General features: G+C 38.0%; 9 protein-coding genes. 3 read left to right on the forward strand and 6 right to left on the reverse strand.

The features are described from left to right. The first annotated feature begins 59 nt into the window (after positions 1–59). Positions 60–2,048: a methyl-accepting chemotaxis protein gene (locus tag GNP81_RS09580; protein WP_155671456.1), complete on the forward strand. Its 1,989-nt coding sequence runs from the start codon at positions 60–62 to the stop codon at positions 2,046–2,048. 84 nt (positions 2,049–2,132) lie between these two features. After that, a complete protein-coding gene (locus GNP81_RS09585) occupies positions 2,133–2,459 on the forward strand; it encodes a hypothetical protein (RefSeq protein WP_005418086.1) in 327 nt (108 codons plus the stop codon). A gap of 95 nt (positions 2,460–2,554) precedes the next feature. Here the strand turns inward: GNP81_RS09585 and GNP81_RS09595 are convergent, their stop codons facing one another. Next, positions 2,555–7,024, reverse strand: a complete 4,470-nt coding sequence (locus GNP81_RS09595) for an SslE/AcfD family lipoprotein zinc metalloprotease (RefSeq protein ID WP_155671454.1) — start codon at positions 7,022–7,024, stop codon at positions 2,555–2,557. A gap of 302 nt (positions 7,025–7,326) precedes the next feature. Further along, positions 7,327–8,577, reverse strand: a complete 1,251-nt coding sequence (glyA, locus tag GNP81_RS09600) for a serine hydroxymethyltransferase (RefSeq protein ID WP_005418084.1) — start codon at positions 8,575–8,577, stop codon at positions 7,327–7,329. Positions 8,578–8,976: 399 nt separating this feature from the next. Here glyA and GNP81_RS09605 point away from each other — a divergent pair, with 399 nt between their 5' ends. Next, positions 8,977–9,585: a YitT family protein gene (locus tag GNP81_RS09605; protein WP_011261421.1), complete on the forward strand. Its 609-nt coding sequence runs from the start codon at positions 8,977–8,979 to the stop codon at positions 9,583–9,585. Positions 9,586–9,689: 104 nt separating this feature from the next. Here the strand turns inward: GNP81_RS09605 and GNP81_RS09610 are convergent, their stop codons facing one another. From GNP81_RS09610 to GNP81_RS09625, 4 genes are all read right to left on the reverse strand, one after another. Next, on the reverse strand, positions 9,690–10,019 hold the full coding sequence (locus tag GNP81_RS09610; protein ID WP_146864238.1) for an MliC family protein: 330 nt from the start codon (positions 10,017–10,019) through the stop codon (positions 9,690–9,692). 77 nt (positions 10,020–10,096) lie between these two features. Continuing rightward, positions 10,097–11,065, reverse strand: coding sequence for an ABC transporter ATP-binding protein (locus GNP81_RS09615; protein ID WP_155671450.1), 969 nt, complete (start codon positions 11,063–11,065; stop codon positions 10,097–10,099). Next, positions 11,062–12,066, reverse strand: a complete 1,005-nt coding sequence (locus GNP81_RS09620; protein WP_155671448.1) for an ABC transporter ATP-binding protein — start codon at positions 12,064–12,066, stop codon at positions 11,062–11,064. The genes GNP81_RS09615 and GNP81_RS09620 overlap by 4 nt, the downstream gene beginning before the upstream one ends. 88 nt (positions 12,067–12,154) lie before the next feature. Beyond that, complete coding sequence (locus GNP81_RS09625) at positions 12,155–13,993, reverse strand: extracellular solute-binding protein (RefSeq protein WP_155674986.1); 1,839 nt, start codon at positions 13,991–13,993, stop codon at positions 12,155–12,157. Between the last annotated feature and the right edge of the window lie 4 nt (positions 13,994–13,997).

Consider the following 13,997-nt stretch of genomic DNA (forward strand, 5'->3'; position numbering starts at 1 on the left):
AAAGTATCAATTAATGCAACCGATAAATGTATATACCCACATTAATTAAAAGGTTAACTATGATTTTATCTGTCTTTAAAAGTATAAAATATCGATTATTAATCATATCACTTCTACCGACATTGATTATCTCAACATTCTTATTTCAATTGTTACTGCAAGAAAATGAAAATGTTTATGATGCCAACTACTCTTTAGAAGCCGTGACCCTTTTTAATGCTTTAGATAATGTTGCGCATAACTTTGCAGTTGAGCGCGGATTAACCGCCGGTTTTGTCGCATCAAAAGGACGATCGGGAAAAGATAAGCTGCTCTCGCAACGACAGAAATCAGATCAAGCAGAACAAGTCCTACGAAGCTTTACTCCTCTCTACCTAGACAAACAGTTAATCAACGCGCTTCTTTCAGATATCATTCAGCAACTCAATCATAAATCAGCTGTCCGCTCGCAAGTTGATAGTCTCTCCATCCAAGACTCCCCGTTCATATATTATTCAACACTCAATCAACTTTCTCTGGATTCAATATCAATCATCATTGGTAATATTGATGACCAATTTATTCGTAATGAAATGCTTGGTCTCTCTGCACTATTACAAGTAAAAGAGGAAGCGGGGAAAGTTCGAGGGGCGCTTAATGGGGCATTTGCTGGAAAAAGCTCAAGCTTAGATAAATTTGCCGATATAAATAGTTATATTTCAACAGAATCCCTAGCGATTCGACAAGCTCAATCCGTGTTATCTAACCGCTTTACAAAAACATTAAACACCACCATTGAATCAAAAACATGGAAGCAAGTTTCTGATATTCAATCATCATATTTATCTCAAAAAGATAACTTAAATGATATTAGTGGACCTAAAGCAAGTGACTGGTTCCCTTTAGCTACTCAACGAATTGGGTTAATCAAAAAAATAACAGACAGCATCTCAACAGAGTTAAATGATGCTGCAAAACATAATATGGACGCAGCTAAACTAACTCGTAATATTTACATTGCTATTGCCGTATGTTTGATACTCCCTATAGCTGTGGTTAGTTTATTAACAACACGCTCTATCAGTAACCGTATGACATCATTTAGTCAGCGCATTAATGAAATGTCTGCGACAAAGGATCTCACGCTGACTCTTGAAGATAATAATGAAAACGAATTTGATCATATAGCAAAAGACATCAATTCTTTAATTGAAAGTATCTCCTTACCACTAAGAGCTGCTCATAGTGTGGCATCCAAAACACAAGATGAATTAAATGAATTAAGCCATCATTTAAAGCGAGCAACTCAATCAAGCCAAACAACATTAAGTCACTGTGACAGTATTGCAACAGCGATGACTGAAATGGCACAAACCAGTTCAGAGATTGCAGGAGTAACCAATAATGCTCACGAAACAACGACTCAAGCCACAACCAATGCTACTGACTGTAAAGAGCACACCCAAATCACGACTCGTGTTGTAAACGATTTACACCACAGTATTATTAACACGCATGAGCATGTTCAAAATTTAGAAAAAGAAACTCTTAATGTATCAGAGATCTTAGATACGATAACGTCTGTATCCGAACAAACGAATTTACTTGCATTAAATGCAGCTATTGAAGCAGCTCGTGCTGGTGATCAAGGTAGAGGCTTTGCCGTCGTTGCTGATGAGGTAAGAAAATTAGCTCAGCGCAGTCAAGAAGCAACAAATGATATTCGACAATTACTTGATGCTATTGGAAACAGCGCAAAACAATCTTTTATTTTAATGGAAGAAAGCAAAACATTAAGCAGCAATACTCAAGAAAGTGTGATTAATTCTTCGGATTTTATCGATTCACTGCACTCTGCAGTAACAGAAATAGACAGTTTTAATACCAGCATTTCTGCTGCAACCTTAGAGCAGTCTGAAACAGCAAATTCTGTTAATGCTGATATTGATGAACTTGCCTCGCTGGCTAATGGAACAAATGAATTAATTCAGCATCTTGAGAGTGAAATGCACAATATTGAACAAACAATGTCTGAGTTAAGTATTCAAATTAATACAATTCGAGTTTAATGAATATTTGTTAAGCAGAAATTCGCTTTCATTGGATATAAACGATATATTTAATAGATAGTCTAGTTTAAAGGAATTATCACAATGAAAAAAATCAGTTTAGCGTGCCTATTTACGCTTGTTTTAGCCGGTTGTAGCAGTGCACCAAAACAACAAGATAACTATCAAGACGCCTCTTTTGAACTGTGTAATACAGAAGTAAAAGTTTACTCTGTAAGTGATGATGGCCGTGTTCGTATCGTATGTAGTGATGGTTCTAAATTCATGCTGAATAATGAAAAAACACTGGATATTATGCGTGATATTAATGTTGATTACTGTGTGGGTGAAGGCCTAGGTAAATTTAACGAAACTAGCCGCTACTACACTTTCCAATGTAAATCTGGCGCGTTAATTAACATTAACAAGTAATACCCAATTTAATCAGTTTCTATTTTATTAAATAGCTGACAATAAAAAGCCCCCGAGCCGTGATGGTTCGGGGGCTTTTTTATCATTACCTTCTATTACTTAGGTAATGCATTAATAGATAATGGATCTTTCTTCGGTTTACTCAACTTCAATTCAGCAAGCTTACTTAAACCAGTAGAGCTAATACCACCAGAGTAAACTTTAGTACCATCGGCATTAGTCACTGATGTTTCACCAACATTCCATGTTTGGAAAAACTCACTTAAATCATAACCAGATACATAAGAACTACACACCATCATTAGATCACCAGCACTTAAGCCTGTGTCACGAGAGCTACAGTAGTTGATACCCTCATCACCTTGTTGATCACCACGAGCCTTACGGTGCATCAGCTTAATCATATTCCAACCTTGGTCTTGATTGTAGATAGCAGGTTTAGTTTCACTATCAACATACCAACGATCAATTTCGAAATGATTTTCAGCCCAAATCTTCAGTTGACCAAACATAACTAAACGAAGACCTGCATCACCATGACTCCATGCATGGTATTTTCCTTCGGAAAAGTTATCTGAAGCATTCAACCAGTTAGGCGCTTTTTGAATACTCGTTCTAATACGATCCATTTCTGGATTAGCATTACGGCCTTCCAATTCTTGCATATACAGAGCTAGAAGGTTATTTGTTACTTCTGTACTACCCGGTGCTGAGAATGGTGCAGAAGCAAGGTTATGCCCAACTTCGTGCCATACCAACCAATCATCAATTGCATTTGTTGGTGGTGTCGTTGCTTTCACGTTAAATGAACTACTCATCACAGGATAACCTGAATGGGCCGCACCAATCGAAATCTGCACATCATTCACAAAACGATGACGGAACTCTTTTAGCTCTGGGTAAGTAAAGCGACGATGTTTACCATCTGCACTCTCTTCATCACGGCCGTAAAAATCACTTGCTGCATCAGCAAAGCGGTTCATATTTTTACTGAATTCATTTAGATCAGCTGTCTTAACATTATTAATAGCTGTGGTGTAAATAAATGAGCCTGTATCAACTTCTGCGATTGGCGCAGTTGAAGAATCTGGTGTATTTACCCACTCACCAAGATTACTCGCTGGATCTTTTTTCCACCATGCCGCTTTTTCAACACCGTCCAAATTAAATTCAGCGACAGTTGAAACACCACTTAATGTTTCTGTAGGTTTAATATAAATTAAACCACCGTAAGGAACTTTAAATGTTGTTGAACGGCCATCATGAGCAAAACTCATCTGCATTCTAGGAGGACGATTTAAACTTGTCTCATGTTGTGGCTTACCAGTTAAATCATCCGCCATCATAACGGTAATCATTGCAGCCACACCATCACGAACCGTCACCTCACTTAATTGAGGAGCCCATAAACCCGTTGATTGGTTATTTCCTGCTGAATAACTTACCGCCTTGCCTGCTGTTTCGATATTAGCAACTTCAGATGCTGTAGCGCCAACAGTTCGGCCTGGGTACTTAGTCGTATCAACCGTTATTTCATGATCCCAAAAAGATCGACCTAACATAATGCGAGTTAACGGTTTTTCCATGTAGTTTAATGGATAGCTAGGATTCATTTGTCCTGCTAATTCACCTTCACCATGAATCATACCATTTGCAATTAATGTCGCTTTTAGATCAACTGGACACGCAGCTTCTGGAACATCAGTCTGATGTTGATTATCTGTATAACAATTTAAGAAGTTAACCGCAGTTTTAAACCCTAATTCATCTTGAACATTAGGATCATAAGCGTATGGGTTATCATTCCACATCCAAATTGAAAGATTATCGTACGTCTGATTTAGCTCAACGGTAGATAAACGAGCACCCTGCTTACCTTTAGTGCGGTAATACATTTCATGCTCCATTAGGGCATTGAAGTTATCGCCAAGGTTTGCAGCTTTAACCATGCTTTCTACAACATCTTGGTTCATTTGATAACGATCGAAATCCGCACGCCAATATGCGCCACGAACTTGTATACCATCACCCTGACGAGTTTCTATACAGTTAAACTCATACTCATAAGAGTGAGAACATAAAGGCGTTCCTTTAAATGCTTCTTGTAATTCAGATATAGCTGCGGCTCTCTCTTCACCATTCTTAACGAAAATACGAGCGAACTTAGTCTCCATTACAGGATTGCCATCTTTGTCTAATAAAGGATCACCTTTATCATCGCGTTTGATAATTTCATACGTTGGAATTTCAAACTTGATCTTAGTTTCATCTTTAGTCCATTCTACCGAACCATCTTGATTCACGGTATAAGGCTGCTGTCCATCCACATCTTGGAAACGCTCAAGAACCACCATCTCATATTGGCTCTTCACATGAAGGTTTGGAGATGGCGCTTGGCAGTAATATGACGAACCACAAAATGCTTGTGATGTTGGGGTAACGTTACTTCCTCCCAATGAAACACCCGCTGAGTCAGCTAAACGTCCAATTGGTTCAGGGTTAGTCACCTTATCAATCGCATCCATAAATAAAACACTACCACCTTCATTAATATAAGTAATTAAAGCAGTAACATCATCTTGGCTTAGATTTGGGCTCTCTAAATCAGCGATAAAGCGGTGACTCATGCCGTCACCTTGAGGCTTAGGAGGATAAGCCTGAAGGATTAATAATGGCGTTTCACTTGCAGACAAACGTCCAGAGAAACCATCCTTAGTTAATTTTTCAACAGATGAAAAACCAAAAGATGGGTTTACAAAGAAGTCATATGCGTTGCCGTGAGAAGTACCTGAACGTAAGGCTGTAGCAACGTCGATATTTGTTGCAACGTTAATACCTTTGATTGACTTATCATTATTTAACCACGTAAAAAGGTTATTAAAGAAAGTCTTCATACTGCCATTATCATTACGAGGATCGTTAGCTAAATCAAACGATGATGTACATGATTGTAATGCAGGATCAATTCTTAGTGCATCATTAGCCCAGTAATTATCTGGACATGAAATAATGCTTGGGTACATGCTATTACCCATAAATACCACTTTACCAGAACCAATTTCGCCAGCGGTAACAAAAGGAAAACCAAAAGTAGCGTTATCTTTAGAAACTAGAGGGATCGGTGGCATCTCAATAGTTGGATGAATTGCAATATAAGGACGACCTTCACGAGTCCATGCTTGCTGCTCTCCAAAAGGAATATCCTTATTGATATCCGCACGAGGCATCATAATAGGAAATGCTCGGTTAGATAAATTTAACGCTCGCATTCCTCGAGTATAACCCGTAGCACCATAAAAGCTGCCGTTGTCATTGAAGACATGAAAGCTCGTTACTCCATTGAATATTTTCGTCAAAGAATCGGTCACATAAGTGCCATTATCCAATGAAAAAACATGTGGAAAATCTGAAAAATAAAATGATGCTCGTTGCTGTTGTAACTCAGCATCAATAGCAGCAGTTAGCCCATTTTGGAACTGTGCATCAAATTCATCAGGTAATGAAAAATTCGTCCCTTCAATTTTTCCACCATTAGGTAAACTCAAATTAATCAGTTCATTAATTACATTTGGATAAAGAGAAAATGTCTCTTGAACTTTTTCAGTGATAAGTAACCCGTTATTGTTATTATCTGCATATCGTGTAATTAACGATTGGATATTCGCTTTAACAACTGCATTATCACTAACGTCTGTGATCTTATAACTAACTTGGTTACCAGCAACACTACCAAATTCAAAGGTATCAATACCAAAGGTAAGCTTGTCGCCCCACAAGTATTCGAATTCACCATTTTCGTCCGTAATACCTACCGCATTAGCAGAGAAGAAATTAACTCCAGCTAATGGTGTACCTGTACTATCCGTTAACTGGCTCTTAGTTAAGACTTTCGCTTCAGCACTTGGTTTATAGGCATAGCTATCTTCTGCACTAGCAGAAACAAAATCACTATTTAAATCATTACTTGTACCAGGTGTTACTTCAGGAACAATTTCAGCATCAACGTGTGAACTAGGTGCTTTACCCACTTCATCGGTCGCTTCTTCTTCTTTTGACTTCAAAAATGCATCAACAGAATCCTTATTGTCCAAATCTGAATAGATCTCTTGAATGTCAATAGAATCAAAGTCATCTAAACAAATACTATCTTGTTGCTCACATGTAGAAATAGACTGCAAAACTCTCGTTGCATTTCCTCCTTTTACATCTTGAAGGTCAAAAGAGGCTTCTAGTGTAGTATTTGCCACATCTACAGCCTTAGCTTTCGGGCTTGGCGCAATGAATTCACCTAGAGTCAGTCCACCTAAAGAACAATCAAATGCCGATCCTTCTTTTACTGTAAAAGTTCCAGTGTCTGAATTTAAAGACTTTCCATTACAATAGACATCACCTGTAATGGTTTTTCCTGATGCCATTAATGTACTGATATAAGTCGTAGGAATTACTGGGGGAGTAGGTGGCGTTGTAGCCCCACTATCAGAGCCACTTCCTATATTTATTTCTTCTTGATTACAGCCAGCTAGCAGCATTGGTATCAATGACGCTAATAATAGTTTTTTATTCATGATTCAACCTTTTAGAAGTGCTGAAACTAAACGTTCAGTTCACTAAGATCGAAACATACCACAACTATTTTCAGTTATTCTCAAAAATAATACAGAAATAGAATTAAAATCATGAAACAGAAAATACTTTGCATGTTTATCATTATTTATCTGTACTTTATTTCACACTTGTTAACGTAAAAAACCATACTAATAACTGATTAAACACAAAATAATCGTATAAAAAATAAATAGTTAAAACTATCAATAAAAAAGGCTAGCCCATTACAGGCTAGCCTTTAACATTTTAATAAAGTAAAAAATTAAGCGTAAACTGGTAGACGCTTACAGATTTCTAATACTTTTGCTTTTGTCGCTTCAATCACAGACTCATCACCCATGTTATCTAGAATGTCACACATCCAGCCAGCAAGGTTTTTTGCATCTTCTTCAGTGAAACCACGACGCGTAATTGAAGGTGAACCAATACGAATACCAGAAGTAACAAATGGACTACGAGGGTCATTAGGTACTGAGTTCTTGTTTACAGTGATGTTAGCTGAACCAAGTGCAGCGTCCGCTTCTTTACCCGTAATATCTTTATCAATTAAATCAACTAGGAACAGATGGTTCTCTGTTGAACCAGAAACAATGTTATAACCACGAGCTAAGAATTCAGCCACCATTGCTTTTGCGTTAGCAACAACGCGCGCTTGGTATTCTTTGAACTCAGGCTCTAGTGCTTCTTTAAATGCCACCGCTTTACCAGCAATAACGTGCATTAAAGGACCACCTTGGCCACCAGGGAATACTGCTGAATTCAGTTTCTTGTAAAGGTCTTCACCTTCATTAGAAAGAATAAGACCACCACGAGGGCCAGCAAGTGTTTTGTGTGTTGTTGTTGTTACAACGTGAGCATGTGGCACAGGGTTAGGGTAAACACCTGCAGCAATAAGACCTGCTACGTGAGCCATATCTACGAAGAAGTAAGCGCCTACTTTGTCTGCGATTTCACGCATACGTGCCCAATCACATACTTGAGAGTAAGCAGAGAAACCACCGATGATCATCTTAGGTTTATGTTCTACTGCTAATGCTTCCATTTCTTCATAGTCAATTTGACCATTTTCATCAATACCATAAGGAATGATGTTGTAAAGTTTACCAGAGAAGTTTACTGGAGAACCGTGAGTTAAGTGACCACCGTGAGCAAGGCTCATACCTAATACAGTATCACCGGCATTTAGCAGTGCCATGTAAACAGCGTTATTTGCTTGTGAACCAGAGTGAGGCTGTACGTTTGCGTACTCTGCACCAAACAACTCACATGCACGTTCAATAGCAAGTGTTTCAACTTTATCTACGTACTCACAACCACCGTAGTAACGTTTGCCAGGGTAACCTTCAGCATATTTGTTCGTTAGTTGCGAACCTTGAGCTTCCATTACTCGTGGGCTAGTGTAGTTTTCAGAAGCAATCAGCTCGATATGCTCTTCTTGACGTACTGTTTCTTCCTGGATTGCTGCAAATAAGTCTGCATCGTAATCGGCAATGTTCATATCACGCTTAAGCATCTGTATCTCCTGACTCAGATAAATATAAAACCCAAAAATAGCCCAATGACGCAAACGTTTACGTCACCAGTCTTAACTGCAATGTATTCTACATAATTTGATCTGGATCAGATACCCTAAATTGCATATTAATTTGTTATTTTTGTTGCGGATTACTCATTATCAACATGAAATATATTCATAATCATCAATATAAATAACTAGTTATTCAAATAATTGCATGAACGAAAACAGAGGTATGACATTTTAATATTGTTATATATGTCAATTTTTCTGCTTTACACTCTGTAAAGGCTTTACTACAAATCCTCTATTTATTTACGCCTAGCTAATTGCATAAATTCCGATTCACTCTATCCTAGCGAGCATTATTATGTTCGTCGCAAGGTATTGCACACTGTGGAAAAAATAAAACATTCACATAAAGAAGATGTGATCGCTATTTTGACAGGCACTTTTTTAGTATCACAAGGGATTTTCTTTTTACAAGCCGCACATTTACTGACTGGCGGAACAACAGGACTAGCCTTATTAATTAGCCAAATGAGTGGCATCAGCTTTGGTATTCTTTACTTTTTATGTAACTTGCCTTTTTATGCACTTGCTTGGCAACGCTTTGGAAAACGTTTTGCATTAACCAGTTTAATTTCTGGGGCGCTTGTTTCTATCATGACTGATCATTTAAATATGATGATTTCAGTGGATCATATCAATGATATTTACTGTGCAGTTGCTGGTGGATTATTGATGGGTTTAGGTATGTTGATATTATTTAGACACCGCTCAAGCTTAGGTGGTTTCAATGTATTATGTCTGTTTATTCAAGAGAAGTTCGGGATCTCTGTAGGAAAAGTTCAAATGGCCATTGACTGCTGTATTTTAACGGCTTCATTTTTCTTTATCACTCCATGGTTACTTCTTGTTTCTGTATTAGGTGCTGTTGTTCTCAATATTGTATTGGCAATGAACCACAAACCAACTCGTTATATTGTCACCTACGGCTCTTAAGTTGATTTCTAAATACAATAATGCCCATACAAATGAATGCATGGGCATTTTAGCGGCTATCTTCCTAAATAATATTTAGGATATATGACCTTTCGTAGCTATTACTATTTTGAAACGGTGCAATTTTTCAAAACAACTCGACCAAGCTCTAAAATGGCTTCATCGCCTTTACCATGAAATACAATTGCAGAGCTAACATCGGGCATACCATCATTTAATACATACTTCATTCCTGATGCAGATACCGCACGCTTTAATACGTATTCCTCTTTTGGTAGTGTTAACAACGCATCATCATTATTGAACGTAATATCAAAATTTCTTCCAGCTTCACATTCATAATGCACAGGTTTCGCTGCCCCCATATCTGGAACCGTTGTTGAAGAACAACCACCAATCACACCAAAAATAGCCAACACCAATAATCTCTTCATTCTTTTAAGCCTATGTTAATTCTAACCTTGTAACTATAGGATAAAACAGAGACATTAAGATGTTTCAAAAAAGATATTTATTTATATAAATGGCAAGCCACTTCATGCGCATTATTATCAAGCAATTGTCTTTTGGGCTCATCATGAAAACACAGTTCCTCTGCTTTTGGGCAACGAGTTGAAAAACGACATCCCTTTGGGGGATTAATTGGTGAGGGTACATCGCCTTTTAATATAATCCTCTCCTTCCCTCTAAACTTGGGATGTGACACGGGAATAGCGGATAATAATGCCTTGGTATAAGGATGTTTAGGTGAATGATAAAGAGCCTCTGAATCACCATATTCAACAATTTTACCTAAATACATCACCGCAACTTTATCTGAAATGTGCTTTACTACTGATAAATCATGAGCAATAAAAATCAACGCCAGATTCATCTCTTTTTGTAAATCGAGTAATAAATTAACGATTTGCGCTTGAACAGAGACATCTAATGCAGAAACCGATTCATCACACACGATTAATTTAGGTTTTAATGCAATAGCTCTGGCGATACCGATACGCTGTTTTTGCCCACCTGAAAACTCATGAGGATATCGAGTAGCGGCACTTGGTGGCAATCCTACTTTTATTAATAACTCTTCGACCCATTGCTTTCGCTCTTCTTTTGTTCCTACATCATGAATAACAAAAGGTTCTTCTAAGATCATTTCGATGGTATGGCGAGGGTTTAATGATTCTGTTGGATCTTGAAAAATAATCTGCATTTCTTGGCGCAATGAGCGCATCTCTTTATTACCTAAATGGGTAATGTCCTCTCCCTCAAAAAAAATACGCCCAGTTGTTGGTTCAAATAATTTAAGTAAACTACGGCCTAGCGTGCTTTTACCACAGCCAGATTCGCCAACTAAACCTAAGGTTTCGCCCTTATTTACACTTAATGACACCCCATCAACGGCATGAACGACGTAACCTTTATTAAAAATCCCTTTTCCTGAATAAAAGTGTAATTTCAGATCATCAACTCGTAATAATTCACTCATTTTGCCTCCTCATTACTGATTAATGCTTCACTAAAATGACAACTCACTTGATGTAACACACCGACTTGATTCATTACTGGTACTTCTACATCACACTTGTTTTGCTTATATTTACAACGAGTAGAAAAACGACAGCCACTTGGCATTTCATTTAAAGAAGGAACGGTTCCAGAAATGGTATCCAACTCAGTTTTGGGTTTTAAATGTAAGCTCGGCATTGATGCCATCAAGCCTTGTGTATAGGGATGCTTAGGATTATCAAATAATTCAAAGATCCCCGCTTGTTCGGCGACACGCCCTGCATACATCACGACCACTTCATCACAAATTTCAGCGACAACACCAAGATCGTGAGTAATAAAAATGATCGACATACCCGTGTCATCTTGAAGCTTTTTCATTAACTCTAAAATTTGTGCTTGAATCGTGACATCCAATGCCGTTGTTGGCTCATCACAAATCAAAATATCGGGCTCACAAGCCAAGGCAATGGCAATCATGACTCGTTGACGCATACCACCAGATAAATTATGAGGGTATTCATGAAGACGTGATTCAGGCGATGGGATTCCTACTTTTTCAAGCATTTCTAAAGAATAAGTAAGACGTTGTTTTTTATTAAGATCAGTTCTATGAAGTTCTAATACTTCGTTGATCTGCTTTCCTATGGTATGTACAGGATTAAGCGCTGTCATTGGATCTTGAAAAATCATCGAAATACGATTACCGCGCATTTCATATAATTTATCAGGGCTCAGTTGAATTAAATCCGTATCTCCATACAAGATCCGCCCACTGACGACATTGCCATAAGGTTTAGGCAACAATCCCATAATCGACATTGAGGTAACACTTTTTCCACATCCTGATTCACCTACAATGCCAATGGTTTTTCCTTTTGGAACTTGAAAACTGACGCCATCAAGCACCCTTACAGTTCCATCATCCGTTTGAAATTCTGTAACTAAATTTTCCACCGATAAAACAATATTTCTATCCATATGCTTCTTCACTATTCTTATTATTATTTTGAACTAGGAGATCCCTCTCCTAGTCTTTATTACTGATTATCAATACGTACTTATGCCCTTATAATTTATAGGTATCATCGATAATCGTAACGGGTTCAAACGTTTTACCCGATTTCATTGCTGCTTTTGTTTCTTTCTTTATCTCTTCATCAATCCAGAATGTACTGAAAGTTTGGGCAAAACCCCAACCATGAAATAAATAACCAGTCTGCTTAGTGGCCATTTGCTCTGGTAACTTCATCCAACGCCAAAAACCAGCACGAGCGTAAGGCACCATATAACCCGGCACAATAACGTTAGCATCAGCAATCACTTGTTGGATCTCACGAGAAAGCGCACGTTTTTTTTCAATGTCGAATTCATTTTTAAATGAGTCGATCAACCCATCGAGTTCAGGAGAGGTGAAGTTGGTGAAATGATTAGTTTGCGGTTTATTGGCATTATCTGAATGGAAATACTCCCAATAGGCAGGAATGTCTCCTGTTCCCATATTATGGAAGGAAATATCGTGTTTTTTCTCAAGTACGTATTTAAACATACTAGAACCATCAATCAGATTCAGTTCAAAGTCTAAACCCGCTAATTTTGCCTGTTCCTTTAATACAGCAACTCGAGGGGTAAATGACTGCTGTGAATAGGTAACAGCAAAACTTAAACGCTCCCCTTTATCATTGATACGGATACCATCAGAGCCTACTTTGCCAAACCCTGCCTTTTCAAAATACTCAATGGCTTTTTTAACATCAAACTTAGGTGCTTTTATGTCGGTATTATCGTAACCCGGATGACCAAAGCCCATGCCATTTGGCTTACGTGAATAATCATTACGTAAGACTTTAGCTATCATCATGTCAAAGTCCGTTGCATACATAATACCTTTACGAACATTAATATCATCTAGCATTGGTTTTGCCGTATTCAACCAAAGCCCTCCGGCTCCAACCGCGGCTTGGTTATACACCCATGCTTTTTGTATGTAGCCACTTTGATAGTTTTTACCATCCGATTTCTCATGCCACAAATCAGGTCGCACTAAATCAAACGAATCTAAATTGCCTTTTTCAAAATGTTTAAGGGCAATGTCCGCATCACGGATCACTTTAATGTTAATTTTTTCGACATTAAAACGGTGTTGATTGTATTTATTTTCATAACCCCACCAATCCTCACCTACGTGTTTAAACGCAATGTTTTTTCCTTTTTTAATCTTATCGATGTAATAAGGTCCAGTCACTGGCTCTGGTTTGAAGTTGTATTTACGAACAAACTTATCATCAATACCGTCGTTATTTTTATCGATTTTCGGCTTACCGTAAAAATGCGCCGGACGCGGCATTAAGTTTGTGTATTCAATTAATTCATCCCGGTTACGAGCTTTAGCTGAAACAATGGCGATCGTATGTTTATCAAAAGAAATGACATCTGCAATTTCATTAGTAAAAAAGTCGTTATACCAAGGAGCAACAATGTCTTTTGAACGCATTAATTTGAGCATGAACTGATAGTCGTCTGCCGTAACGGGTTTTCCATCACTCCATGTCGCTTTAGGGTTTAACTTAAAATAAACGGTTTTATTATCATCACCAAACGCCCAAGATTGCGCTAATCCGGGTAACCATTCATTGGTGTTTGGGTGTTTAATTAAGGGCGGTAAATTGGCTTGTAATATCCACGAGCGAAAAGTGCCATTAGAGTCCGGCCCTACCGTTCGAAACGTTTGAGGAAAACTCAACGTATAGGTACGAAAAGTACCTCCAAAGGTCGCTTTTGGTGATGAAAATGTCGGTGCTGAATCATTCGTTTCCCATTGCAGATTTTTGGGTAAGTCAGCAGAGAATGCTTGAAAGCTCAATAAGGTAGCGATAGATACCGCTAATGTTGTCAGTCCTTTCTTCATTATC

Origin of the sequence: Aliivibrio fischeri (assembly GCF_009727955.1) — a bacterium.
Lineage (GTDB): Bacteria > Pseudomonadota > Gammaproteobacteria > Enterobacterales > Vibrionaceae > Aliivibrio > Aliivibrio fischeri_A.